Annotated in this window: 23 protein-coding genes; 10 read left to right on the forward strand and 13 right to left on the reverse strand. The window is 62.4% G+C overall.

What is annotated here, in order from left to right; translation table 11 throughout:
* Positions 1 to 24 precede the first annotated feature (24 nt).
* From LMTR21_RS12165 to LMTR21_RS12185, 6 genes are all read right to left on the reverse strand, one after another.
* Positions 25 to 522: a tripartite tricarboxylate transporter TctB family protein gene (locus LMTR21_RS12165; protein WP_065753121.1), complete on the reverse strand. Its 498-nt coding sequence runs from the start codon at positions 520 to 522 to the stop codon at positions 25 to 27.
* Positions 523 to 600: 78 nt separating this feature from the next.
* A complete protein-coding gene (locus LMTR21_RS12170; RefSeq protein ID WP_065753122.1) occupies positions 601 to 1,614 on the reverse strand; it encodes a Bug family tripartite tricarboxylate transporter substrate binding protein in 1,014 nt (337 codons plus the stop codon).
* Between the two features lie 521 nt (positions 1,615 to 2,135).
* The gene (locus LMTR21_RS39995) at positions 2,136 to 2,273 is read right to left on the reverse strand and encodes a hypothetical protein (protein WP_187399347.1); all 138 of its coding nucleotides are present in this window, start codon (positions 2,271 to 2,273) and stop codon (positions 2,136 to 2,138) included.
* A gap of 202 nt (positions 2,274 to 2,475) precedes the next feature.
* Positions 2,476 to 3,753, reverse strand: a complete 1,278-nt coding sequence (gene frc / locus LMTR21_RS12175) for a formyl-CoA transferase (RefSeq protein ID WP_065753123.1) — start codon at positions 3,751 to 3,753, stop codon at positions 2,476 to 2,478.
* Positions 3,754 to 3,817: 64 nt separating this feature from the next.
* Positions 3,818 to 5,548 (reverse strand): oxalyl-CoA decarboxylase, encoded by a 1,731-nt coding sequence (oxc, locus tag LMTR21_RS12180; protein ID WP_065753193.1) that lies wholly within the window; start codon positions 5,546 to 5,548, stop codon positions 3,818 to 3,820.
* Between the two features lie 66 nt (positions 5,549 to 5,614).
* Positions 5,615 to 6,310 carry a GntR family transcriptional regulator gene (locus LMTR21_RS12185; RefSeq protein WP_065753124.1) on the reverse strand — a complete coding sequence of 232 codons (696 nt, stop codon included), beginning with the start codon at positions 6,308 to 6,310 and terminating at the stop codon, positions 5,615 to 5,617.
* A 219-nt stretch (positions 6,311 to 6,529) separates the two neighbouring features.
* On the opposite strand from LMTR21_RS12185, the gene LMTR21_RS12190 reads away from it, so the two are divergent.
* Both LMTR21_RS12190 and LMTR21_RS12195 read left to right on the forward strand, forming a co-directional pair.
* Positions 6,530 to 8,695: an acetate--CoA ligase family protein gene (locus LMTR21_RS12190; protein ID WP_065753125.1), complete on the forward strand. Its 2,166-nt coding sequence runs from the start codon at positions 6,530 to 6,532 to the stop codon at positions 8,693 to 8,695.
* Between the two features lie 181 nt (positions 8,696 to 8,876).
* Positions 8,877 to 9,725, forward strand: a complete 849-nt coding sequence (locus LMTR21_RS12195) for an IclR family transcriptional regulator (RefSeq protein ID WP_065753126.1) — start codon at positions 8,877 to 8,879, stop codon at positions 9,723 to 9,725.
* 17 nt (positions 9,726 to 9,742) lie between these two features.
* On the opposite strand, the gene LMTR21_RS12200 is transcribed toward LMTR21_RS12195, so the two are convergent.
* The 6 genes from LMTR21_RS12200 to LMTR21_RS12225 form a co-directional block, all read right to left on the reverse strand.
* On the reverse strand, positions 9,743 to 10,612 hold the full coding sequence (locus LMTR21_RS12200) for an alpha/beta fold hydrolase (protein ID WP_065753127.1): 870 nt from the start codon (positions 10,610 to 10,612) through the stop codon (positions 9,743 to 9,745).
* A gap of 28 nt (positions 10,613 to 10,640) precedes the next feature.
* Positions 10,641 to 11,954, reverse strand: a complete 1,314-nt coding sequence (locus tag LMTR21_RS12205; protein WP_065753128.1) for an epoxide hydrolase family protein — start codon at positions 11,952 to 11,954, stop codon at positions 10,641 to 10,643.
* 61 nt (positions 11,955 to 12,015) lie between these two features.
* Positions 12,016 to 12,471, reverse strand: a complete 456-nt coding sequence (locus tag LMTR21_RS12210) for a carboxymuconolactone decarboxylase family protein (protein WP_065753129.1) — start codon at positions 12,469 to 12,471, stop codon at positions 12,016 to 12,018.
* The gene (locus LMTR21_RS12215) at positions 12,468 to 12,911 is read right to left on the reverse strand and encodes a cupin domain-containing protein (RefSeq protein ID WP_065753194.1); all 444 of its coding nucleotides are present in this window, start codon (positions 12,909 to 12,911) and stop codon (positions 12,468 to 12,470) included. Before LMTR21_RS12215 ends, LMTR21_RS12210 begins: the two co-directional genes overlap by 4 nt.
* A gap of 46 nt (positions 12,912 to 12,957) precedes the next feature.
* A complete protein-coding gene (locus tag LMTR21_RS12220) occupies positions 12,958 to 13,491 on the reverse strand; it encodes a YkgB family protein (RefSeq protein ID WP_084030615.1) in 534 nt (177 codons plus the stop codon).
* Positions 13,492 to 13,536: 45 nt separating this feature from the next.
* A complete protein-coding gene (locus LMTR21_RS12225) occupies positions 13,537 to 14,346 on the reverse strand; it encodes an SDR family NAD(P)-dependent oxidoreductase (RefSeq protein ID WP_065753196.1) in 810 nt (269 codons plus the stop codon).
* A gap of 112 nt (positions 14,347 to 14,458) precedes the next feature.
* Between LMTR21_RS12225 and LMTR21_RS12230 the strand changes: the two genes are divergently transcribed.
* Together LMTR21_RS12230 and LMTR21_RS12235 are read left to right on the forward strand one after the other, a co-directional pair.
* Positions 14,459 to 15,394 (forward strand): LysR family transcriptional regulator, encoded by a 936-nt coding sequence (locus LMTR21_RS12230; protein WP_065753197.1) that lies wholly within the window; start codon positions 14,459 to 14,461, stop codon positions 15,392 to 15,394.
* A gap of 163 nt (positions 15,395 to 15,557) precedes the next feature.
* Positions 15,558 to 16,619, forward strand: coding sequence for a ketopantoate reductase family protein (locus tag LMTR21_RS12235; RefSeq protein WP_065753130.1), 1,062 nt, complete (start codon positions 15,558 to 15,560; stop codon positions 16,617 to 16,619).
* 44 nt (positions 16,620 to 16,663) lie between these two features.
* On the opposite strand, the gene tenA is transcribed toward LMTR21_RS12235, so the two are convergent.
* Positions 16,664 to 17,332, reverse strand: a complete 669-nt coding sequence (gene tenA / locus LMTR21_RS12240; RefSeq protein WP_065753131.1) for a thiaminase II — start codon at positions 17,330 to 17,332, stop codon at positions 16,664 to 16,666.
* Positions 17,333 to 17,918: 586 nt separating this feature from the next.
* Here tenA and LMTR21_RS41580 point away from each other — a divergent pair.
* The 6 genes from LMTR21_RS41580 (at position 17,919) to LMTR21_RS12270 (ending at position 23,801) form a co-directional block, all read left to right on the forward strand.
* A complete protein-coding gene (locus tag LMTR21_RS41580) occupies positions 17,919 to 18,296 on the forward strand; it encodes a hypothetical protein (RefSeq protein WP_347339170.1) in 378 nt (125 codons plus the stop codon).
* Between the two features lie 3 nt (positions 18,297 to 18,299).
* On the forward strand, positions 18,300 to 19,412 hold the full coding sequence (locus LMTR21_RS12250) for a c-type cytochrome (protein ID WP_065753133.1): 1,113 nt from the start codon (positions 18,300 to 18,302) through the stop codon (positions 19,410 to 19,412).
* Positions 19,409 to 20,335 (forward strand): cytochrome c oxidase subunit II, encoded by a 927-nt coding sequence (coxB, locus tag LMTR21_RS12255; protein ID WP_065753134.1) that lies wholly within the window; start codon positions 19,409 to 19,411, stop codon positions 20,333 to 20,335. Before LMTR21_RS12250 ends, coxB begins: the two co-directional genes overlap by 4 nt.
* Positions 20,332 to 22,866 (forward strand): cytochrome c oxidase subunit I, encoded by a 2,535-nt coding sequence (gene ctaD, locus LMTR21_RS12260; protein WP_065753135.1) that lies wholly within the window; start codon positions 20,332 to 20,334, stop codon positions 22,864 to 22,866. Before coxB ends, ctaD begins: the two co-directional genes overlap by 4 nt.
* Positions 22,863 to 23,222: a hypothetical protein gene (locus LMTR21_RS12265; RefSeq protein WP_065753136.1), complete on the forward strand. Its 360-nt coding sequence runs from the start codon at positions 22,863 to 22,865 to the stop codon at positions 23,220 to 23,222. The genes ctaD and LMTR21_RS12265 overlap by 4 nt, the downstream gene beginning before the upstream one ends.
* Before the next feature lie 78 nt (positions 23,223 to 23,300).
* Positions 23,301 to 23,801: a DUF421 domain-containing protein gene (locus tag LMTR21_RS12270; protein WP_065753137.1), complete on the forward strand. Its 501-nt coding sequence runs from the start codon at positions 23,301 to 23,303 to the stop codon at positions 23,799 to 23,801.
* Positions 23,802 to 23,871 lie beyond the last annotated feature (70 nt).

Genomic DNA, 23,871 nt, shown 5'->3' on the forward strand with positions numbered 1-23,871 from the left:
CGTGATCCCTGCCGGTGAGAGTAATTACAGACCAAGCCACTCTTCAACCGGCCCCTTTGGAAGCGGGACCATGAACCAGCGCTCGAAAATGAAGTAGGTGACGATGGGCATGCCGAGCGAGATCGCCAGCACGGTGAGCCACGGATATTTGCCCAGCCATCGCATGAACCATGCGATGAAGATGATCGAGGCGAGGTACAGCCCGGTGAACGGCATGGACCCGACATAGATCGCGGTGGGAATGACCACGCTCAGGACCTGGCGAAGCTGTCCCCATTCCGCGAACAACCCGTCATTGTCTTCGCGCAACCCGTTCCACAGATTTATCGCGCTGGAAGCCACGATGAAGATTCCGATGTAGAACGGAAAGAAGCCGGCGCGGGGGCCTTCCGCACCCCAGTTGATGCCAGCCTTCAGGCTGCCGGCGATAACGATCACGCCGAAGAGGGCGATCAGAAGCGTGATTCCTGCCTCCACCAATTTGTGGGTGGGGCCGGTGTTGCTTGAGCTGCCTGTAGTCATCAAAACTCCGTGCGAAACCGGGCCCGTGGCCTGAGGGCCCGGCGTCAGGGTTACCTTCCGTCGTGGGTCAGTGGTTCGTCAGTTTCCTGCGGCCGCGAGGAAACCAGCGTCCTTCATCAGCGTCTCGTGACGTTTCTCTTCGACTTCGACCCACTTGGCATACTCTGCCCCGGTCAGCGATGTCGTGTTGAACGCGCCGCTCTTCATGAAGTCCTGCCACTCGGGCGTGGCGCGAACCTTCTTGAACAGCTCGACGTAATATTCGATCTGATCCTTGGTCGCCCTGGGCGACATGAAGATGCCGCGCAGCATCAGGTATTCCATGTCGAGACCCTGCGACTTGCAGGTCGGAATGTCCTTCCAGCTCTTGCCGTCCGCGACCTGCTCGTCATAGCCCATCGGCTTCGCGTCGAACACACAGAGCGGACGCAGCTTGCCACCGCGCCATTGCGCGACCGCCTCGATCGGATTGTTGACGGTCGAATCGAGGTGGTTGCCGACGAGCTGAACGGCGACTTCGCCGCCGCCCTTGTAGGGAATGTAGGTGAACTTGCTGCCGGTGGCCTTCTCGACCGCGACGGTGATGATCTGGTCTTCCTGCTTCGAGCCGGTGCCGCCCATTTTCATGGAGCCCGCGGGCGCAGCCTTCACGGCGTCGATATATTCTTTCGCCGTCTTGTAAGGCTTCTCCGCATTCACCCACAGCACGAACTCGTCCAGCGCCAGCATCGTGACCGGGGTCAGATCCTTCCAGTTGAACGGAATGCCTGTGGCGAGCGGGGTGGTGAAGAGGTTGGAGAGCGTGATGATGATCTTGTGCGGGTTTCCGCCGGATCCCTTGACGTCGAGGAAGCCTTCGCCGCCGGCGCCGCCTGATTTGTTGATGACAACCAGAGGCTGTTTCATCAGGTTGTGCTTGGTGACGATGCCCTGGATCGTTCGCGCCATCTGATCGGCGCCGCCGCCGGTGCCGGCAGGAACGATGAATTCGACGGGGCGCACCGGCTCCCATGCGGCGATTGCTGGAGCCGACATCCCGACCGTGCATAACGTAGCAAGTGCCCCCAACGCAGTATGTGCAGCATGTTTCATTTGTTTCACTCCCATCCAATTATCGTTAGGCCGGTCTAGTGCCGGCTTTGGTCATTTATTTCGAATGCCCATGCGGGCGTTGTCGCACTCAAGACCGTCACACTGCAACGGTTCCATTGATGCGCTGATTGCAAGCTCGAATTGTAGGAGGAGCCGCCCGGAGCGGCATACGCTCCTTTCGGCCAATGGTGGAATTGCGGAAAGCCGATAGCGGCGCGCGAAATCGTTCGCGCCTGTCGCCCCATCGCCCTGACTGTCCTTTTGGACTGCACGGCCTACCTCCCGAAGCGCTCTGTTTTGTCGAGCACTATAGAAGCATTCTTGTATGCGATATGCCAGGAAGCAACTGTATAATGCTTCGGATCGTCACCTCGGCCAATTTGTCGCAGATGTTGGTAAAGGGGGCGGCGGCGGCCAAACAAGAAAAATGGCCCCGAAAGCCGGGGCCATTCATTCAGATCATCGACGGTTCGATCGTTTGTCCGATCGCTCGCGTGTACGGAAAGCCTGTATTTTCAGGCTTAGAGACCGAATCGGGGCAGGTCGCCGTTGCGAACGGCGATGCGGCTGCTGGCGGTCAACAGGCGGTCGATCGAAGCCATCACGCGCGCGAACAGGGTGGAGGAGGGCAGGAGGCTGATCGGTGCAGTTTTGGACATATCGTCCCCTTTTCTTGGTTGCGGAACCATTCCGCTTCGTGATCCGGGAACAGGTTATGTATACCAGATGCCAGCCACAACAGGCTTGTTTGCATAGCAGCAATTGGTGCGCTGCATTGCAGCAAGATTAACGCAAGTGGCATTCCAGACGGAAAAAGGCCGCCGGAAACCGGCGGCCTTTGCATTCCAGGTACAACGGAACTTATTCCGCCGCCTGCTTCCGCGGCGGGTCGAGTGCGCCCGAATCGTGGATTTCGGCCACCTGGTGATCGCTGAAGCCGAGCACCTGGCGCAGGATCTCGTCGGTGTGCTCGCCGAGCAGCGGGGAACGGGTGACCTCGCTCGGCGAGTCCGACAGCTTGATCGGGTTGCCGACCGAGACGTACTTGCCGCGGGTCGGGTGATCGACCTCGACCAAGGTGCCGGTGGCGTGCAGCGACCGGTCCTCCATGATCTCCTTCATCGAAAGGATCGGGCCGCAGGGGATGTCGTCCTTGTTGAGGATTTCCATCGCCTCGAACTTGGTCTTGGTCATCGTCCACTGTTCGATGCGGGCGAATATCTCGTTGAGGCGCGACAGCCGGGCCGGCGGCTTGGCGTAGTCAGGATGGGTCTTCCAGCCGGGTTCGCCGATCACGTCGCAGATCTTCTCCCAGACCGGCGCTTGGGTGATGAAATAGAGGTAGGCGTTGGGATCGGTCTCCCAGCCCTTGCACTTGACGATGCGGCCCGGCTGACCGCCGCCGGAATCGTTGCCGGCGCGCGGCACGGCATCGCCGAACGGAATGCCTTCGCCGAACTGGCTGTATTCCTTCAGGGGTCCGTGGGCGAGGCGCTGCTGGTCGCGCAGTTTTACGCGCGCGAGATTCAACACGCCGTCCTGCATCGCGGCGGTGACTTTCTGGCCCTGGCCGGTCATGGTGCGCTGGTAGAGCGCGGTGACGATGCCGAGCGCCAGATGCAGACCGGTGCCGCTGTCGCCGATCTGCGCGCCGGTGACGAGCGGCAGGCCGTCGCGGAAGCCGGTGGTCGAGGCCGCACCACCGGTGCACTGGGCGACGTTCTCATACACCTTGCAGTCTTCGTAGGGGCCCGGGCCAAAGCCCTTGATCGAGGCCACGATCATCTTCGGGTTGATGGCGTGGATCTTCTCCCAGGGGAAGCCCATGCGGTCGAGCACGCCCGGGCCGAAGTTTTCCACCAGCACGTCGCAGCTCTTGATCAGGGCTGTGAGGACTTCCTTGCCCTTCGGGTTCTTGGTGTCGAGCGTGATCGAGCGCTTGTTGTGGTTCAGCATGGTGAAATACAGGCTGTCCACATTGGGGATGTCCTGCAACTGACCGCGCGTGATGTCGCCGACGCCGGGGCGCTCGACCTTGATCACGTCGGCGCCGAACCAGGCCAGCAATTGCGTGCAGGTCGGACCCGACTGAACGTGGGTGAAATCGAGAATACGAACGCCCGTGAGCGCCTTTGTCATCGTCTTTGCTCCGTACTGTGTCTGTTGGCCCTGCGCCTTGCAGGGTGAAATGGGGTTGAAGGGGCTATTTCTTTTTCAGGACGCTCTGCGGGTTGAGGTTGCCGATGCGGCCGCTCTCAGAGCCGGCCGCCGGATCGATCACCGCGTTGATCAGCGTCGGCTTACCGGAATCCATCGCTTCGTTGACGGCGCGCTTCAATTCGTCCGGCGAGGTGGCGTTGATGCCGACGCCGCCGAAGGCTTCCATCATCTTGTCGTAGCGCGCGCCCTTGACGAACACGGTGGTCGCGGGATCGGAGTTGGCGTTGTTGACGTCGGTGCCGCGATAGATGCCGTCATTGTTGAAGATGACGACGCAGATCGGCAAATTGTAGCGGCAGATGGTCTCGACCTCCATGCCGGAGAAGCCGAACGCCGAGTCGCCTTCCACCGCGAGGACGGGGTGGCCGGTCTCGAGCGCGGCCGCGATCGCCTGGCCCATGCCGATGCCCATCACGCCCCAGGTGCCGACGTCGAGGCGCTTGCGCGGCTTGTACATGTCGATGACGCCGCGGGCGAGGTCGAGCGTGTTGGCGCCTTCGTTGACGAGGATGGCGTCAGGACGCTCCTTGATGACGTTCTTCAGCACGCCGAGCGCGCCGTGATAGTCCATCGGCGACTTGTTGTTCATCAGCTTCGGCGCCATCTTGGCGACGTTGTCTTCGCGCTTGGACTGAACGGCCCTGGTCCAGTCGGCCGGCGGCGCGGTCCAGCCAGCGCCCATCGCCTGAATGAAGGCGGAGACGGCCGAGCCGATGTCGCCGACGACGGGGGCCACGATCTCGACGTTGGAATCCATTTCCTTCGGCTCGATGTCGACCTGGATGAACTTCTTGGGCGCTTCACCCCAGGTCTTGCCCTTGCCGTGCGAGAGCAGCCAGTTGAGCCGCGCGCCGATCAGCATCACGACATCGGATTCCTTCAGCACGGTGGAGCGGGCCGCACCGGCGCATTGCGGATGCGTGTCGGGCAGCAGGCCCTTGGCCATGCTCATCGGCAGGAAGGGCACGCCGCTCTTCTCGACGAAGCTCTTGATCTCTTCGTCGGCCTGCGCGTAGGCCGCGCCCTTGCCGAGGATGATGAGGGGACGCTTCGCACTCTTGAGCACGTCGAGCGCGCGCTTGACGGAGGCGGGCGAGGGGATTTGCGCGGGTGCCGCGTCGATCACCTTTACCAGCGACTTCGCGCCGGCATCGGCATTCATCACCTGGCCGAACAGTTTTGCCGGCAGGTCGAGATAGACGCCGCCGGGACGGCCCGAGACGGCGGCGCGGATGGCGCGGGCCAGACCGATGCCGATGTCCTGGGCGTGCAGAACGCGATAGGCCGCCTTGCACAGCGGTTTTGCGATCGCGAGCTGATCCATTTCTTCATAGTCGCCCTGCTGCAGGTCGACGATCTCGCGCTCGGACGAGCCCGAAATCAGGATCATCGGGTAGCAGTTGGTGGTGGCGTGGGCGAGTGCGGTGAGGCCGTTCAAAAAGCCGGGCGCCGACACGGTGAGGCAGACGCCGGGCTTCTTGGTAAGGAAACCGGCGATGCCAGCAGCATAACCGGCGTTCTGTTCGTGGCGGAAGGAGATAACGCGAATACCGGCGGCCTGCGACATGCGGCCCAAATCCGTGATCGGGATGCCCGGCACATTGTAAATCGTGTTGATGCCGTTCAGCTTGAGCGCATCGATGACGAGATGAAAGCCATCCGTCAGCTCTTGCTCGGTGCCCGGTGCTTCGGACTTGGTAGCGGTATTCAGCATGGGCTTCATCTCCCTGATCGTTTTGGTTCGGACGATTTTTGGTCGTCTTCTGGTGCGAAGTTACGTCTAGCTAAAGAGTTCCTGCCCGTGCGCTTCGACGTAGGCGGCAAGGCCCAGCGTGTGATCGCGTGCGCGCTTCTCGGCGAGTTCCGTGTCGCGCGCTTCGAGCGCTTCGATAATGGCAAGGTGCTCCGGCAGCGAAGTCGCGGTACGATCTTTCCGCCCGATGGTCAGTTGGCGGTAGCCGCGCACATGCAGCAGGAGATCGTTGGTCAAATCGACCAGCACCGGCGATTCCGACAGCGAGATCAGCGCCTGATGGAACGCGATGTTAGCCTTGGAGTATTCCTCGACATGATCCTGCGGCAGCCGGTCCTTGCTAAAATCCTTGAAGAAATCGCGCAGCGCGGTGATGTCTTTCTTGCGCGCGGTGGTCGTGATCAGGCGTGCGGCCATGCTCTCGAGCGCGGCCCAGGCGCGGATCATGTCGACGATCTCGGTCTTGGTGCGGCGGACCACGACGATGCCGCGGCGCGGCACGGTTTTGACGAAGCCATCCTGCTCAAGCATCGCGATGGCTTCGCGGATTGGGGTGCGGCTGACGCCGAGGCGCTCGGACAGCGCGCGCTCGTCGAGCATCACCTGCTCGGGCGTCGCATAAATGTCCATCTTGAGAATGGCTTCCTTCAAGGCTTCATAGGCCTTGTTCTTGAAGCTCGTCTCAGGAGCGATCCGGACGATTGCGATATCTGCATCAGCCATGACAGGCGGCGCCTTGGTTTCTTTACGTGCGGGCACGACTCGTCTCCTCCCTGTTTTGGAGACGTCTTCTTAGCAGAAGAAACACTCGAATATTTTTGGCATACCAAATACCAGAATGTCAAGGTGCCCGTGTTTTCGCTGTTTCTGCGCGATAGTTTGTCTTGACAATCTAATCTCTGGCATACCAAATGCCATAAAACTAGCCCCAGGAGGAAGCCAATGTCAAATTCTGCAGATGCGGCCCGCAAGATCGCCGAGCCCGGCGCCCACGAGGCTGTCCGCCGGGTGCTCGATACGGTCAAGGCCGAAAAGCGCACCAGCCTTACCGCGCCGGAAGGCAAGCTGGTGTGCGATGCCTATGGCATCCCGGTTCCGAAAGAGGGCGTAGCGAAATCCGCCGCTGAAGCATCCAAGCTCGCAACGGGCATGGGTTTCCCTGTCGTGATGAAGATCGTCTCGCCGGACATTCTCCACAAGACCGAAGCCGGCGGCGTCGTGGTCGGCGTCAAGACCGCTGCCGACGCAGAGAAGACCTACGAGACCATTCTCGCCAACGCCAAGAAATATAAGGCCGACGCCAAGATCGAAGGCATCCAGGTTCAGCAGATGCTGGCCGGCGGCACCGAGGTCATCGTCGGCTCGATCACCGACGGCTCGTTCGGCAAGCTGGTGGCGTTCGGCCTCGGCGGCGTGCTGGTCGAGGTGCTGAAGGACATCACCTTCCGTCTCGCGCCCGCCACCAAGGACGATGCCCTGTCGATGCTCGACGGCATCCAGGCCCACGACATGCTGAAGGGCGTGCGCGGCGGCGATCCGGTCAGCCGTGATGCGCTGGCCGATGTCATTGTCAAAGTGTCGCAGCTCGTCAGCGACTTCCCCGAAATCGTCGAACTCGATCTCAACCCGGTGTTTGCCACCAAGAAGGACGCGATTGCCGCCGACGTGCGCATCGTCGTCGACTTCGACTACAAGCCGCGTCCGGCGCCGCGCCCGACCGAGGAAATCGTGGCGGCCATGAACCGCATCATGCAGCCGAAGGCGGTGGCCGTGATCGGCGCCTCCGCCGAGGACGGCAAGATCGGCAACTCCGTGATGAAGAATCTCATCAACGGCGGCTACAAGGGCGACATCTATCCGATCCACCCGAAGGCGCCCGATATCCTGGGCTACAAGGCCTACAAGAGCGTCAAGGACGTTCCCGGCGTGATCGATACCGCGGTGTTCGCGATCCCCGCGAAGTTCGTCGCCGGTGCCTTGGCCGAATGCGGCGAGAAGAAAATTCCCGGCGCCGTGCTGATTCCCTCGGGCTTTGCCGAAGCGGGCGCGCCTGAATTGCAGGCCGAGATCGTCGAGGTCGGCAAGAAATACAATGTCCGCCTGATGGGGCCGAACATCTACGGCTTCTACTATACCTGGTCGAACCTCTGCGCCACGTTCTGCACCGCCTATGACGTCAAGGGCCATGCGGCGTTGTCGTCGCAATCCGGCGGCATCGGCATGGCGATCATCGGCTTCTCGCGCTCGGCGAAAATGGGCGTCTCCGCGATCGTCGGTCTCGGCAACAAGTCCGACATCGACGAGGACGATCTGCTCGCGTTCTTCGAGCAGGACCCCAACACCAATTTGATCGCGCAGCACTGCGAAGACCTCAAGGACGGCCGTGCGTTTGCGGAGGCCGCCAAGCGCGTCTCCAAGAAGAAGCCGGTGGTGGTGCTGAAGGCGGGCCGTACCTCGGCCGGCGCCAAGGCGGCCTCGTCGCATACCGGCGCGCTCGCCGGCAACGACAAGATCTACGAGGACGTGTTCAAGCAGTCGGGCGTGATCCGCGCCCGGTCGTTGCGGCAATTGCTCGAATTCGCGCGCGGCATGCCGGTGCTGCCGACGCCGAAGGGCGAGAACGTGCTGATCATCACCGGCGCCGGCGGTTCGGGCGTGCTGCTGTCAGACTCCTGTGTCGACAACGGCCTGTCGCTGATGTCGATGCCGCCGGATCTCGACGCGGCGTTCCGCAAGTTCATCCCGCCGTTTGGCGCGGCCGGAAATCCTGTTGACATCACCGGTGGCGAGCCGCCGATCACCTACATCAACACCGTGAAGCTCGGCTTGTCGGATGAGCGCATCCATTCGCTGATCCTCGGCTACTGGCACACCATCGTCACGCCGCCGATGGTGTTCGCCCGCAACATGGTCGAGGTGAAGAAGGAGATGGAGGCGAAGGGCTTCGTCAAGCCGATCGTTGCTTCGCTTGCCGGCGACGTCGAGGTCGAGCAGGCGGCCGAATATCTCTACGAGAACGGCATCCCGGCCTATGCCTATTCGACCGAACTGCCGGTCGAGGTGCTCGGCGCGAAGTACAAGTGGGCGCGCGGCGCGGGCCTGCTCTGATCTTATCAACAACAAATGCCGCTTCGGACAACGATCCGAAGCGGGATTTCTCTAGGTCATCCCGGGGCGATGCGAAGCATCGAACCCGGGGATCTCGAGATTCCCCGATGCGCAATTGCGCATCTGAGGTCTGGTCCTTCGGACCATCCCGGAATGACGGACGCAAAAGCGACAGGTCGCGATGAAAAAAGACGTGATCCGGCGCAAGGCCATTGAGCCGAAATCCAGTGCAGACCAGGACGAGAATGCGCGCGACGGCGGCGTCCAGTCCGTCGATCGTGCGCTCTCGATCATCGAGACGCTGGCTGAGGACGATGAGGGCTATCGCCTGAGCGATCTCGCGATCCGCACGGGGTTGTCGACCTCGACCGTGCATCGGCTGCTGGCGACGCTGGAAAACCGCCGCTTCGTGCAGTTCGACCGCACCGAATCGAAATGGCATGTCGGCGCGCGCTGCTTCACGGTGGGCGCGACGTTTGCCCGTCGCCGCAATTTCTCGGCGCAGGCTGTGCCATATTTGCGCAAGCTGCGCGATTTGACGCGCGAGACCGCCAATCTCGCCGTCGTCGACGACGAATTCATCATCGTACTGACGCGCATGGAAAGCCGCGAGATCATGCGATCGCTGACCAAGGTCGGCGGCCGCGTCGCCATGGTCGCCTCCGGCGTCGGCAAGGCGGTGCTCGCGACTTATTCCAATGAGGATGTCAGCGCCATCATCCATCATCACGGCATGCCGCGGCTGACCGAAAAGTCGATCGTGCGGCCGAGCGATCTGTTCAAGGAACTCGAAAAAATCCGCCGCCAGGGTTTTGCCATCGACGACGAGGAGGCCTGCATGGGCCTGCGCTGCATCGCCGCCGTGGTCTACAACGACTGCGCCGAGCCGCTGGCTGCGATTTCCGTCTCGGGCATGGCGAGCCGACTGACCGACGAGCGGTTGCCGCAACTCGGCCAGACCGTGCGGGAAGTGGCGGAAGAACTGACGGTGGCGTTGGGCGGCGTGATGCCGGCGGCGAAGGCCGGTTGAGCCTCACTTTTGCGCACTCATTCGAATGAGGCACGAACCTCATCGATGGTCAGTTTCGGGTTCTGCAGGTGAGGGAAGTGACCGATGCCGGGAAGAAGCGCGAATTCCGCGTGGATTCTTTCGGCAAGCTCTGCTCCCATCTCCTTCTTGATGTAGAGGTCTTTCTCGCCCCAAATCACCTTCACTGGCGTTTGGAGCCGGGATAGTTGCGATTCGAAATGGTCCTGGTCCCGCGTAAAATGCGAGTAGTAGTGGGAGAACGCGTCTGCCGTCGTCATCGCGCCCTGGCTCCATCCTCTGGCCATGTCGTCCCTGAATTCCCTGGAAATTTCGAACCGGGCTTCCTCGGGTAGGCCTCTTGTGAAGGTGTTCGCGAGGATCTCGTCGCGATTCCTGTTCAGGCTGGCGCGGACCTCATCCATCGCAGGTCCCGCCTTCAGGCTCTGCAGGCTCTCATACATGTATTGCGGCCTGTTGAACGGGGCGAAGTCGCCGACGATGATGGTCCTTGCGATGTCAGGTTTTTCCACGGCCAGCAGCAGCGCCGGCAAAGCTCCGATATCGGTTGCGTAGATCGTCAGCCTCGGTGTGTCGATGCCTGCCTTCGCGATGTATTGATGGAGAATGCGCGCGTAGTCTTTGGGTGCATAGGAGAACCTGTCGACAGTCGGCCTGGATGAAAGACCGTAGCCCGGCCAGTCGAAAGCGTGAACTTCATAGTCATCGGCCAGAGCCAGGGAAATATCCGTCCAGGCGGACAGCGGAAACCCGTGCAGGAAGAGCACGGTCCCCTTCGGCTTCGGGTTGCGCAGCGCCATCCTTCTGAGCGTGATGTCCTTGTCGATCTCGAAGAAACCGATCGCGTCATCGTTGATCCGCTGTGACATGACAGGTGTCCTTTCGTCTGTTCTCCGGTCAGCGTGCCGGGCGAAGCGATTTGAAGGCGGCACGGAGTTCGGCGGCAAAGAGTTCCGGCTCTTCCCACGCAGCGAAATGGCCGCCCTTGTCGGCCTCATTGAAGTAGATGAGGTTGCGATAGGCGCGCCGGGCCCACGTTTCGGGAGCTCGATAAACTTCGCCGGGGAAGACGGTGATGGCGACCGGAAGCGAGATGTCGGCGGTCTTCTGCGCGGCCGAGAGAATAACGCTTTGGCCGGCGGTTTCCCAGTACAGGCGTGCGGCCGATGTCGCTGTGTTGGTCAGCCAATACAGCGTGATGTCGTCGAGCACGTCGTCCCTGCCGAGCAGGCGCTCGGGCTCGCCGTTGTTATAGTCGTAGATCCAGGCCGCAAGACCCACAGGAGAGTCTGCCAGAGCGTAGCCAATCGTCTGCGGGCGCGTGCCCATGATGACGCCATAGGCCCGGTACTTCCTGAAGAACGTGTCGAGTGAGTCGAACGCCGCGCGTTCCTTTTCGGAAAGCGCCGCCGGCGCGGGTTGCCCGCCGGCAAGCGCCATGGCCACGTCGGGCGGAACCGTCGCCGGCAGGTTGATGTGGATGCCGAGCAATCCAGCCGACGCTTGACGCGCCATGGCGCTGGAGACCGGCGACCCCCAGTCGCCGCCCTGGGCTACGTAGCTGGTATATCCGAGACGCTTCATCAACTCCGCCCAGGCGCGGGCGATGCGATCCGGATTCCAGCCGGTGGCCTTCGGCTTGCCGGAGAAGCCGTAACCCGGCATCGACGGGATCACGAGATGGAAGGCATCCGATGCTTTTCCGCCATGCGCCGTAGGATTGGTGAGCGGATCGATGATCTTGAGTTGTTCGACAATCGAACCGGGCCAACCGTGCGTGACGATAAGCGGCAGCGCATCTGCATGGCTGGAGCGCTCGTGGATGAAGTGGATGTCGACCCCATCGATCTCGGTGATGAACTGCGGCAAAGCGTTAAGCCGCGCCTCCAGCTTTCGCCAATCATAGTCGGTGGCCCAGTAGCGCATCGTTTCCTGGAATTTCGCGAGTTGGACGCCCTGCGACCGGTCATTCACGGTCTCCTGATCCGGCCAGCGCGCGGCAAGGATGCGCTTGCGGAGGTCGACAAGCTGCTCTTCCGGAACGTCGATGCGGAAGGGGCGAATGACGTCACCCGAGGAGGCAGCCATCAACGGCGACGGCAGCAGGCTCGCGGCGCCCATGCCGACGATGCCGCTGGCTGCCGCGCTCAAGAGCCGGCGGCGGCCAAGGTCGATGACCTCGAGGCTCGGGTGCGTATTCAATATTTTCATGGCCTTCTCCTGCCGGTTTGCTTCACCGCGGAAGCGCGATGATCCGTTGATCGGCCTGCGCCTATTTCTCGAGCGCGGCCTGCGGCGTGTTCCGAAAGCTGATTGCCAGGCGATTGTAGGCGTTCATCAAGCCGATCGCGATCGTGAGATCTACGAGCTCGCGCTCGTCGAACACGGTGCGGGCTGCCTGGTACGCCTCATCCGGCACGTTGGTTTCTGCAACGCGCGTGACCGTTTCGGCCCATGCAAGGGCGGCGCGCTCACGTTCGTCGAAGAGGTTGCCGGCTTCCTTCCACGCCTGCACCAGCGCCAGCTTTTCGATCTTCAGTCCTTTCCTGAGCAGGTCGCGCGTATGCATGTCGAGGCAGTAGGCGCAGTTGTTGATTTGCGAAATTCGCAGATAGACCAGCTCGACCAGCGTAGGGGAAAGGCCACTCTGGATGACGTAGCCGTAGAGGCCGCCCAGCGCTTTCACGCCTGCCGGCGCGATCTGGTTGTAGTCGAGACGCTTGCTCATTTTTTGCTCCTTGATGACGAGTTCTGCTCAACGGAAGTGGTCAGTTCCTTCTCGCCGGTGTCGACGACGAACACGGCGAGCAGCTTTGCAGGTTTGGTCGCGCTGGCATTGCGACTGACGGGATGACGCGAGCCCGGCGTCTCGTGGAAACTTTCACCCGCGCGATAGACCCGCCTCGGTTCGTCATTCACCTGGGACTCGATTTCGCCCGAGAGGACGTAACCGAAGATGAAAGCCGACTTGGCGTGGATGTGCGAAGGCGATGCGCCGCCCGGCGTATAGTCGACCACCAGGGCGACCAGCGATTTGCCGGGGATGTTGGGTATCGTCTGCGAGAAGTGCGGCGTGACCGTTTCGCCGGTGCCGTGGGCGGCGGCAGGCGTCGCCATGGCGATGGCAATAGCAGCATAGGCTGCACTGAGGATGGATCGCATTTTCATGGTGGTGTTCTCCTTTGCTTGCATGAGGTGTGAAGGTTATCGGTGCTCAGCGGCGAACCACGGTTTTCAGCGAGTCGACGAATACCCAGAACGACGCGGCGAACAGGCCGATGTCCTTCAGGAGGAACTGACCCGGCGCGACCGTGATCGCGGGCGCCCCGAGCTCGGGCACGATGACGCCCGGCGTCGAGACCATGAAGCTGACGGTCGTGACGAAGAGTCCAGCCGAGAGAAGGCCGCCGGCCGCGGAAAAGATCGGGCTCGCCAGTCTGAGGGCGATCAATAGTCCGATGCTGAGTTCGAGGAAGCCGAGGAACGTTGAGAAGCCGCGGACCGAAAACAGAGCGTAGAACCAGCTCAGCAGCGGGCTGTTCTCCACCAGCGGCACCAGTCCGTTGGCTTCGTATTCGGTAAACTTCATGCCGCCGAACCAGGCGTAGATGATCGCGAGCGACGCGTAGAGGCCGACGCGGCTGACCGGCTCCGCGTAAGCGATCACGCGTTCGGCATGATCGCGCCACCGGACGATGGAGCCCGGTGCGAGGACCGGCGCCGCGTGCTGGATGATGATGTGTGACATGGTAACCTCCGTTTTGATGAGATGTCTGCTTGATTGACAGGGTGCTCACGCATTCGCGCGCTGGCGCAGGTTGTAGCGAGGGGCCGGGATGACGCTCGAGAGCTTGTCCGTCATGGCAAGGCGCGCAGCCTCATGACGATCCCACTCGGCCTTGTCCGCCAGCGCCGGGATGGTCACGGTCTCGCCAAGGTCGAGACCGGCAAGCGCCGCATCGACCATGTCGTCAGCCGACATCACGATCTGCGCCGGAAGCTGATGAACCGGCGTGCCGGCAACGTCCCAGAATTCGGTGGCGGTGGCGCCCGGCAGCACTGCCTGCACGCGGATGCCCTTGCCGGCGAGTTCGTGGACGAGCGAATGGCTGAATGCGAGTACGAACGCTTTGCTGCCGCCGTAGACGCCGTTCAGCACCTCCGGCGCGACCGCGACGATCGACGAGATGTTGATGATCGTGCCGTTGCCGCGGGCGACAAATCCCGGGACAGCCGCATAGGTCAGCCGCGTCAGCGCCGTGACGTTCAGGCGGATCATGTCCTCCATCTTGTCGACGTCGGAGGCGACCAGCGGGGCTGAAGCGCCGACGCCGGCGTTGTTGACCAGCACCGAGATGCCGGCATTGGACCGGAGGATGTCTTCGACGCGTTGCAGGTCTGCTGGTGACGTAAGGTCGGCCTCGACCGTCTCCACTTTCCGGCCGGTCTCGTTGCTGAGCCGCCGCGCCAGCGACGCAAGCCGCTGCTTGTTGCGCGCAACAAGAATGAGGTCGTGGCCGCGCTTTGCCAGACGATCGGCATAGATCGCGCCGATGCCGGTGGATGCGCCGGTAATAAGGGCAGTGCCTTTGGACTGGGTCATTTCCATCTCCTTGGGTTGGGTTTGTTGCCTCGCAGGGATGGATATGCCCTTCCGAAATTGATGGGTATCTGGCAAAATCGAGATGCATCCTTCCAAAAAATGGAAGCATCCAATGGACCGTCTCGAAGGCATGTCGATCGTGTTGGCGGTCGCGGAGGCCGGAAGCCTGTCGGCCGCGGCTCGTCGACAGAAACTGCCGCTGGCGACCGTCAGCCGAAAGGTGTCCGAGCTCGAAGCGCACCTGCGCACCAAGCTGTTCAACCGGTCGAGCCGCGCACTCGTCCCGACGGACGCAGGGCTCTCCTATATCGCCGCCGCAAAGCGAATCCTTGCCGATATTGCCGAAGCCGAGCGCGCCGCTTCCGGCGAATACACGACGCCACGTGGAGACTTGAGTGTCTCAACCCTTGTTGCGCTCGGCCGCTTATGTCTGCAGCCGATCCTGGCAGAGTTTCTGGCGACGTTCCCGGAGGTGGACGTTCACCTCAATCTGCAGGATCGGACCGTCGATCTCCTGGAAGAGCACATCGACGTCGCGCTGCGGGTCGGCGATCTCGCCGATAGCAGCCTGATCGCGGTGCGCGTCGGCGAAATCCACCGCGTGGCTTGCGCCAGCCCGGCCTATCTGAAATCTCGCGGAACGCCCAAATCGCCCGATGATCTCTCGGCGCATGACTGCATCAGCTATCCTCCGATGCAGTCACCAGGCACATGGAGATTCAGGCGAGACCAGACGGAGTATGTGGTGCCGGTTCGGTCGCGTTTCATTGCGAGCAATCTCGAGTCGGCCTGCGACGCTGCACGCGCAGGCCTCGGGATCACCGTGGCGTTCTCTTATCTCGTCGCCGAACCGATCAAATCCAGGGAGCTGGTTCCGCTGCTGCAGGATTTTCAGCCGCCGCCGCAACCCGTCAGCTTTGTGTATTCGCCGAACCGCTTTATGCCGGCCAAGTTGCGCACGTTTCTCGATTTCGCGGTACCACGTCTCAGGGCGCAGCTTGCCAACCTGCCAAAGGGTGTGACCCGCAACCGTGTTGCTCGTGAATAAAGTTGCGCCCCGCACGGGTTCATGGTGCGGCTCGGGCAGGGCAGCTCTTCGCAAAGCGGCCGTTGGCGAAAACTCACGATCCGTTAGACTGCCTCCAACGAATGAGCGGCGCGAATGAGCGGCGCGGTGGTCGTCTGCTGCAAGAAAAATTCGGGGAGAGAACATGGGTCGGAAGATCGCGATCGTCGGAGCGGGCGCCGTCGGCGGGTATGTCGGGGCGCATATGGTGCAGGCGGGCGAGGATGTTACCTTCATCGATCCCTGGCCCGAGCATGTCGAGCATATGCGCAAGCATGGGCTGCGCGTCACCCATGCGATGGACGTTGCGGAATTTTCGGTGCCGGTGCGTGCGCTTCACGTCACGGACGCGCAGCTTCTTTCCAAGGAGAAGCCGGTCGACATCGCCTTTGTCTGCATGAAATCCTATGACACGGCCTGGGCCACCATGCTGATCCAGCAATATCTGGCGGCGGATGGCTATGTGGTGTCGCTGCAGAACTGCATGAACGAGGAGACGATTGCCGGCGTGGTCGGCTGGGGCAAGACGCTGGGCTGCATCGCCAGCAGCATCACCGTGAACCTGCCGGAGCCCGGTCACATCCATCGCGGCGCGGGGAAGGGCGGGGCGGCGCACACGGTGTTCCGCGCCGGCGAGGTGCATGGGCGCATCACGCCGCGGGCGGAGGAGGTCTGCCGCCTGGTCGGCTATTCCGACAGCGCCAAGGTGACGGAGAATCTCTGGGGCGAGCGCTGGTCAAAACTGGTCGCCAACGTGATGGGCAACGGGCTATCCGCCTGCACCGGCCTGCCGGGCGGCGAAATCCTGCAGAGCGAGCCGCTGCGACGGTTTTCCACCCGGCTCGGCAGCGAGGCGATCCGCGTCGGACAGGCGCACGGCTATCAACTGGAGGAGATTTTGCACCTGCCGCCGGACACGATCGCGCGTGCCGGGGAGGGCGACGAAGCCGCGATGCGCGCCTGCGACGAGCAGCGTTCCAAGGACAGCAAGCGCACCTCCGCAGCGCAGCGCCCCTCCATGGGCCAGGACATGCAGAAGGGCCGGCGCACCGAGATCGAATTCCTCAACGGTTTTGTGGTGCGCGAGGGCGAGAAGCTCGGGCTATCCTGCGCCGCAAACGCCGCGCTGACGGATATCGTCAAGCGGGTGGAGCGGGGAGAGCTGAGCCCGGATCCACGGCACATCACGGAGTTGCGGCTGAACTGAGCCGTCGCGCCACTGGCGAGATCCGGTACGCGGTTAGTCGCCACTCACCGCGTACCGGCTCGCCACCCCATTTCCCAGAAGTCGGCTTCGAGCCGGGTGGCTTCCTTGAAGATCGCGATCAGCTCTGCCTCGCGGGCCGGTGTCGCGTAGCGATCGGCGAGACGCTCCAGGTGCTCCCGCGCATTCGCCGCCACCTCCTGATAGGGAGCCCCGGCATACTCGGCGATCCAGACGCGATAGGGGTTCGTCGCCGCGAGCGCATCGGGGCGCGCAGCGAGCCTTGTCGCGATCTCGGCGTAGCCGATCACACAAGGGGCAAGCGCCACCTTGAGCGCGAGCAGATCGCCGCGCATTCCGGCGTCGAGCACGTAACGCGTATAGGCCAGCATCTCGACCGCCGGAGGCGCCTGTTCAAGATCGGTGGCGGACAGGCCCCAGCCGGCGCATAGTTTTACATGCAGGTTCATCTCGACATCGAGAATGGCGGAGAGACCGCCGGCCGCTTCGCGCATGTCGGCAAGGGTGGGCGACTTGTAGACGGCGAGCGCGTAGGCGCGCGCAAACTCGATGAGAAACAGGTAATCCTGAACGAGATAGTGCCGAAATGCCGCCTCAGTGAGCGAAGCGTCCGCCAACCCTTCCGTGAAGGGATGTTCGGTATAAGCCCGCCATTCGGCGGATGCCGCATGTTTCAATCGGTCGAAGAAGCTCATGATCTCTCGCAGGCGGTTGTATTCTCAATGAGGATTTTTGCACGCTGCCCGGTCATTTCAAACCTCTTAGGCAGGGAGCAACGTCAGTTTCTTTGGTGCCCGGGGGACGGGGGCAGCGATGTCGGCTTCCGCGGGGGCGAGTCGATACAGATCCGAACAGCATTCGATACCCGTCTGTGACTCACAGCGGCTGTCTCCTCGCGGTATCGCCAGCCAAATCGTTGTCGCATGAGGGGGGCAGCGTCAATCTGTCGCGAACCAAATCGTGCCTGAGACGTTGAACTAGTCGTCTCGCATTCGCTTCAGCGACTTCCAGGCAAGAGGGACCATGCAATCTCGACCACCGCAGGTCCTTGCTCTCGTCGCGAGCGGCACTTGCGTTCTCGCGATTGGCACGCTTCTCGCAAGCTTCCTGGAATTCGGCCCCCATACCCGGCACATGGCCGCTCATATCCTCGCGATGAATGTTGCTGCTCCCGTGCTTGCAATCGTGCTTGCATGGTGGAAGAGGGCTACGGGGAGCGCATTCCTGCTTTGGTTCGCAACTTTCGTCCAAATCGCCGTGCTTTGGGTCTGGCACGCCCCGATGGCGCAGAATCTCATCCTGCATGCGCCCAGTGCAATGATCATGGCACACGCAGCGCTATTGATGGCGGCCACAGCGTTCTGGACATCGCTGCTCTGCCTCACCGGCTCCTCGCGCTGGCAGGCTATTCCGGCCCTTCTGCTCACCGGAAAGCTGGTCTGCCTGCTCGCGGCTCTCCTTGTCTTCGCACCGCGAGCGCTTTACGGGTCCGCGGACCATGCCGCGCACGGGCTCGGCGATCAGCATCTGGCGGGTTTGTTGATGCTCGCGGCTTGCCCGCTGAGCTACCTCGTTGCGGCCGTCTTCATGACGGTTCATTTGATCGGCGCGGGCGAGCCGCCGCGGCCGGTGCCGCCGATCCACCGAACCGCCAGCTAGCTCATGCGCATCCACCCGCCCGCGCGCATGCGCTTCATCGTGTTGGCCGGGCTGGCTGTGCTGCTTCTTGGCTTCCTGTTCATGTGGTCAGGCGTCTACACCGTCGCGGCCAGTCGTGGGCACTGGCCAGTGACCGAATGGTTGCTGACATTCGCCATGCGCAATTCGGTCAAGACGCACGCGTTCGGCATCGACGCCCCGCCGCTCGACAATGCCGATCTCGTGACGCTTGGAGCCGCGCATTTCCAGAGCGGCTGCGCGTATTGTCATGGCGCTCCGGGTATCCCGATCAGCCCGATCGCGCGGGCCATGCTGCCCCCGCCGCCCGATCTTGCGACCAGCATGCGGCCATGGCGCGACCGCGAACTGTTCTGGATCATCAAGCACGGCATCAAATACACCGGCATGCCGGCGTGGTCGGCACAGCAGCGCGACGACGAGGTATGGGCACTCGCGGCGTTCCTGCGCCGTCTGCCGAGCCTCGACGTGGCGCAGTACCGTGACCTCGCGCTCGGAGGCCTACGGGTGCCGCCGCAGAGCGGCGAGAGCCTGGCGACAAGCGAGACGACGGCCATCGCGGCCGGCGCCTGCGCCCGCTGCCACGGCGCAGACGATGCGAGGCCCGCAAGCTCTCTCGTTCCGATCTTGCACGGTCAGCCGACGGAATTCATCGTTGCGTCGCTTGAGGCGTTCGCGAGCGCGCAGCGCGCCAGCGGGATCATGCAGCCCGTCGCGCGGGCACTGACCGGCGACGATTTCAGACGGGTGGCCGACTACTATGCGGCGCTTCGAGCGCCGCATGCCCCAGAGGGGCCAACCGATACATCCGCGATCGAGCGTGGACGCAATGTCGCGCAAAATGGCGATCCGACGGCGAGAGTCCCGGCCTGCGCGGGCTGCCATGGCGAAGAGGCTTTGAAGATCTATCCTCGCCTTGCCGGACAAAATCTCTCGTACATGCTCAATCGGCTGCGCCTCTGGAAGAACGGCCTCGCGCCGGGGACGGAGACCGAAACCATTATGGCGCCGATCGCGCGTGCGCTGAGTGAGCGACAGATCGAAGATGTTGTGGCTTATTACGCTTCGGGCGATCCTTCTGCCGGTGCCTCGCGATGAACGGCATCCTTCAGTCCGTGCTTGCGGCGCACGGCCCGCAGGCTGGACAGATCGCTACGCTGGCCTGGGCGCTGTTCGCATTCGGTTCGGTCATCCTCGGGTTGGTCGTGGCCGCGACCTGGCTCGCGATGCGAGGCTCGCCGCGCATACGCGAATTGCTCGCCCGCGAGCACGCCATCATGGTGCTTGGCCTCGCGTTGCCGGTCGTCACGCTCACGATCCTGCTCGGCTGTGGCTTATGGCTCACGCGCGCCCAGACGGGGCATGCGGGCGATTCCCTGCGCATCGAGGTGACCGGCGAGCAGTGGTGGTGGCGTATCGCTTATGAAGCTCCGACGCCGGTCGTGAGCGCGAACGAGATCCGAATTCCCGTCGGGCAGCCGGTCGACTTCACACTCAAGGCGGCCGATGTGATCCACAGCTTCTGGGTCCCGAGCCTCGGCGGCAAGGTCGACATGATCCCCGGCCGTATCACGCGCCTGCGGCTTGCCGCCGAACGCGCGGGCGTCTATCGCGGGCAGTGCGCGGAATATTGCGGCGGCCCGCACGCGCTGATGGCCCTCAAGGTCATCGCCATGCCCCCCGACGAATACGACGCATGGCTTGCGCGGATGGCAGCTCCCTCGGCCGCTCGCTCGACTGACATCGAGCGGCGCGGCCGATCTCTCTTCATGGCGGCTGGCTGCGGCACTTGCCATGCCGTGCGTGGCACCGGTGCGGCAGGGACAATCGGTCCGGATCTGACACACCTCGCGGCGCGCGGTTCTGTTGGAATCGACACGTTGCCGCTGACGGCCGAGAATCTCGACCGCTTCATCCGCGACGGGCAACACATCAAGCCGGGTAACCGCATGCCCGAATTTCGCATCTTCTCAGCGGCCGAGCAGACTGCGCTCGTCAGCTATCTCATGAGCCTGCGATGAGCGAGCTCCTACCAGCGCACCTCGCCGGCCATCCCAACAAGCTGCCGCGTCCCAAGGGCGAGTTGCAAGCGCTTGAGGGGGCCTGGGAGTTGCCGAAGGGATGGCGGATCGTCACCGCGGTCAATAACACGGTCGTTGGCTACTTCTACGTGGCGGCCGCAGTGCTGTTCTTCCTGCTCGCGGGAATCCTCGCCCTGCTGATGCGCCTCCAGCTCGCAGTGCCGAGCAACACCTTCCTGTCGCCGGAGACCTACAACCAGATCTTCACGATGCACGGCACCATGATGATGTTCCTGTTCGCCGTGCCGGTGGTCGAAGCGATGGGCATTCTCCTTCTGCCGCAGATGCTGGGAGCGCGCGACCTTCCGTTTCCTCGCCTCGGCGCCTTCGCATTCTGGGCCTATTTCGTCGGAGGGATCATTTTCTTCGGCACACTGTTCTACGATCTCGCGCCGTCAGGCGGGTGGTTCATGTATCCGCCGCTCACCGGGGCGCAGTATTCGCCCGGGCTCGGCGCGGATTTCTGGCTGCTCGGCATCGGCTTCATCGAAATCTCGGCAATCGCGGGCGCGATCGAGCTGATTGTCGGCGTGCTGCGCACGCGCGCACCCGGCATGTCGCTCGATCGCATGCCGATGTTCGCTTGGACGATGCTGATCTTCGCCGGGATGATTGTGTTCGCCTTTCCGGCCGTCATCGTGGCAACGCTGCTGCTTGAGCTCGAGCGTGCCTTCGGCTGGCCGTTCTTCATTCCGCAGAAGGGCGGTGACGCGCTGCTATGGCAGCATCTGTTCTGGTTCTTCGGTCACCCGGAGGTCTACATCATCTTCCTGCCGGCCGCCGGCATGGTGTCGATGATCGTGCCCACGATGTCCCGCACGCCGCTCGTCGGTTACCGGCTGATTGTCGTCGCGTTGATCGCGACTGGTTTCTTCTCGTTTGGCCTGTGGGTGCATCACATGTTCACCACCGGTATCCCGGCGCTTTCCCTGAGTTTCTTCTCGGCTGCCAGCATGGCGGTTGCGCTCCCAAGCGGCATTCAGGTTTTTGCCTGGATCGCCACGATCGCGGCCGGACGGCTGCAGTTAACGACCGCATCGCTGTTCGTGCTCGGCTTCCTGTTCATATTTACGTTGGGCGGGCTGACGGGCGTGATGGTCGCGATGGTGCCGTTCGACTGGCAGGTGCACGACACTTATTTTGTGGTCGCGCATTTTCACTATGTGCTGGTGGGAGGCATGGTATTTCCGCTGTTCGGTGCCTTCTATTACTGGGCGCCCGCCTTCAGCCGCCGCCTGCTGTCGGAGCGATCAGGCAAGACGACATTCTCCCTGATGTTCATCGGCTTCAACGTCGCGTTTTTTCCCATGCACATCACGGGCCTCATGGGCATGCCGCGCCGCGTCTACACTTATCCCGCCATTGCCGAGTGGAACGTGCTGAACATGATCTCGACCATCGGAGCATTCCTGTTTGCGGCCGGCGTGCTGGTTTTCCTCGTCGACCTCGTTCGCAACCTGCGTCCAACCGTGTCCGAACCAGTCGGGGACGTGTGGAAGGGCGCCTCGCTCGAGTGGCTGCACAACCATGTCTACGGGCCGCGCAGCGTGCCGCTGGTGACGAGCCGCGATCCGCTCTGGGATCAGCCGGGACTTTCGCAGGAATCGAAAGAGGGGCGTCACTATCTGCCCGGCACGGTGACGGGGCAGCGCGAAACGATCATCACTTCGCCAATCGAGGCAACGCCGCAGGCACTACAGCGTCTGCCCGGCGATGGCTGGACACCACTGCTCGGCGCGGTGTTCACAGCCGGCTTGTTCATGCTGCTCACCGTAAAGTATGTGACGCTCGCATTCATCTCGGGTGCGCTCGCGCTCATGATGATCCTGATCTGGATATGGGGCAGCGATCCAGGGCCATTGCCTCGTGCCGGGATCGGCCATGGCATCAGGGTACCCACCTATGTCAACGGTCCGCTCGCGCATTCCTGGTGGGCGATGGTCGTGCTAATCCTTGTCGCAGGCTCGCTCTACCTCTCTTTTGTGTTCTCCTATCTCTTCCTTTGGACGGTCTCGCCGCAGGTCTGGCCGAAACCCGAGCAGATGCCGCCGTCGTTGTGGTCCGTCATTTCGGCGATCTTGCTCGCAGCCAGCAGCGGGTTGACCATGCTCGCCGGCCGCGTTCTTCCAGCTCGGTCGCGCAACGGTAGCGCCTTCGTCGGTGCGATCGGCTTGGCGGTCGTATCGCTTTGCGGAAGCCTTGGCGTCGAAGTCCTGTCCCACTGGCGGGCGGGCTTTCGCCCTGATGTCGACGCGCATGGTGCACTTGCGTACATGGCGTCGTTTCTTCAGGCTCAGCTTGTGCTGGTGCTTGTCGTCATGGCGGGCTTTGCCGTCGCGCGTTGCCTTGCCGGCATGCTGAGTCGCCGGCGCCGCGTCGTTTTCGACAATCTCGCGCTGCTCTGGCACTATACGGTCGCGCAAGGCTTGCTCGGCCTTCTGCTCGTGCACGGCTTTCCGAGGGTAGTATGAGCGCGCCCCGCACTCGGGCTCTTGCCGATCTGCTGCGCCTGTTCGTCGGGCCGGTCGTCTGGTTCTTGCATCTAGCTCTGCTGTACGGCGCGGAGGCTCTGATTTGTACGCCTTCCGTCGGCTCGGGGCGCGTGATGATGTGGCTTGGTATTGCGGCGACCGTAACGGCGCTCGGAATTCTTGTATTTCTGGCCGCAGTTCCAGCGCCACGCGCGGACGGTCCGCCGAGCCAGCACAGGGGTGCGATATTCCTGCATAACACGACAAGGCTGCTCGCCTTCTTGTCCGCTATTGGCGTGATTTGGAACGCGCTCGCTGTTGCCTTGGTGCCTGTCTGCACGCTCGCGGCGAGTTAGTCGGGACGCTGTTTGTGGTTCGGCTAGGAACTTCGCTTTTTCATGCCGCGTTGGCACGGAAACGCGAGGGCTCTTGTCATGCAGATAGATTGGAACAGCGTCTTCTTTCCCAGTCTCGGCATCGCCGAGATCGTCGTCCGGGGCACGCTCATGTATCTCGGCCTTTTCGTGATCCTGCGCTTCATGGCGCGTCGGCAGGCGGGGCATCTTGGACCGGCGGATCTCCTGGTGATCGTGCTGATCGCGGACGCGGCGCAGAACGGACTTGGCAAGGAATATCAGTCCGTGACCGAAGGCCTCGTGCTGGTCCTGACCATCGTTGCCTGGGAATACGTTATCGACTGGCTATCTTACCGGTTTCCGGCCCTAAGGCCTGTCCTCAGACCTCCGTCTCTGACGCTGGTAAGAGACGGGCGGATTGTCGAGGAGGCAATGCGCAAGGAAATGCTGTCGATGGACGAACTCGCATCTCTGTTGAGGCAGCAGCAAGTGGAGGACATTGCTCAAGTAAGGCTCGCAAAGCTCGAAGGCGACGGACGGATCAGCGTACTTAGGCGCGAAGCTTCGGCTGGACGATAACGGACCGGAGAGGCGTTAGGTTGCGGACAGCAGCAGTGGCGATGAAGCAGGCCATCGCGCCGACCGTTGC

This window comes from Bradyrhizobium paxllaeri, from assembly GCF_001693515.2.
GTDB classification, from domain to species: Bacteria; Pseudomonadota; Alphaproteobacteria; order Rhizobiales; family Xanthobacteraceae; genus Bradyrhizobium; species Bradyrhizobium paxllaeri.

Bases quoted from the DNA above. Each gene is read 5' to 3' on its own strand.
- LMTR21_RS12165 (WP_065753121.1), bottom strand. From the start codon at position 522: ATGACTACAGGCAGCTCAAGCAACACCGGCCCCACCCACAAATTGGTG.
- LMTR21_RS12170 (WP_065753122.1), bottom strand. From the start codon at position 1,614: ATGAAACATGCTGCACATACTGCGTTGGGGGCACTTGCTACGTTATGC.
- LMTR21_RS39995 (WP_187399347.1), bottom strand. From the start codon at position 2,273: ATGTCCAAAACTGCACCGATCAGCCTCCTGCCCTCCTCCACCCTGTTC.
- frc (WP_065753123.1), bottom strand. From the start codon at position 3,753: ATGACAAAGGCGCTCACGGGCGTTCGTATTCTCGATTTCACCCACGTT.
- oxc (WP_065753193.1), bottom strand. From the start codon at position 5,548: ATGCTGAATACCGCTACCAAGTCCGAAGCACCGGGCACCGAGCAAGAG.
- LMTR21_RS12185 (WP_065753124.1), bottom strand. From the start codon at position 6,310: ATGGCTGATGCAGATATCGCAATCGTCCGGATCGCTCCTGAGACGAGC.
- LMTR21_RS12190 (WP_065753125.1), top strand. From the start codon at position 6,530: ATGTCAAATTCTGCAGATGCGGCCCGCAAGATCGCCGAGCCCGGCGCC.
- LMTR21_RS12195 (WP_065753126.1), top strand. From the start codon at position 8,877: ATGAAAAAAGACGTGATCCGGCGCAAGGCCATTGAGCCGAAATCCAGT.
- LMTR21_RS12200 (WP_065753127.1), bottom strand. From the start codon at position 10,612: ATGTCACAGCGGATCAACGATGACGCGATCGGTTTCTTCGAGATCGAC.
- LMTR21_RS12205 (WP_065753128.1), bottom strand. From the start codon at position 11,954: ATGAAAATATTGAATACGCACCCGAGCCTCGAGGTCATCGACCTTGGC.
- LMTR21_RS12210 (WP_065753129.1), bottom strand. From the start codon at position 12,471: ATGAGCAAGCGTCTCGACTACAACCAGATCGCGCCGGCAGGCGTGAAA.
- LMTR21_RS12215 (WP_065753194.1), bottom strand. From the start codon at position 12,911: ATGAAAATGCGATCCATCCTCAGTGCAGCCTATGCTGCTATTGCCATC.
- LMTR21_RS12220 (WP_084030615.1), bottom strand. From the start codon at position 13,491: ATGTCACACATCATCATCCAGCACGCGGCGCCGGTCCTCGCACCGGGC.
- LMTR21_RS12225 (WP_065753196.1), bottom strand. From the start codon at position 14,346: ATGACCCAGTCCAAAGGCACTGCCCTTATTACCGGCGCATCCACCGGC.
- LMTR21_RS12230 (WP_065753197.1), top strand. From the start codon at position 14,459: ATGGACCGTCTCGAAGGCATGTCGATCGTGTTGGCGGTCGCGGAGGCC.
- LMTR21_RS12235 (WP_065753130.1), top strand. From the start codon at position 15,558: ATGGGTCGGAAGATCGCGATCGTCGGAGCGGGCGCCGTCGGCGGGTAT.
- tenA (WP_065753131.1), bottom strand. From the start codon at position 17,332: ATGAGCTTCTTCGACCGATTGAAACATGCGGCATCCGCCGAATGGCGG.
- LMTR21_RS41580 (WP_347339170.1), top strand. From the start codon at position 17,919: ATGGCGCAGAATCTCATCCTGCATGCGCCCAGTGCAATGATCATGGCA.
- LMTR21_RS12250 (WP_065753133.1), top strand. From the start codon at position 18,300: ATGCGCATCCACCCGCCCGCGCGCATGCGCTTCATCGTGTTGGCCGGG.
- coxB (WP_065753134.1), top strand. From the start codon at position 19,409: ATGAACGGCATCCTTCAGTCCGTGCTTGCGGCGCACGGCCCGCAGGCT.
- ctaD (WP_065753135.1), top strand. From the start codon at position 20,332: ATGAGCGAGCTCCTACCAGCGCACCTCGCCGGCCATCCCAACAAGCTG.
- LMTR21_RS12265 (WP_065753136.1), top strand. From the start codon at position 22,863: ATGAGCGCGCCCCGCACTCGGGCTCTTGCCGATCTGCTGCGCCTGTTC.
- LMTR21_RS12270 (WP_065753137.1), top strand. From the start codon at position 23,301: ATGCAGATAGATTGGAACAGCGTCTTCTTTCCCAGTCTCGGCATCGCC.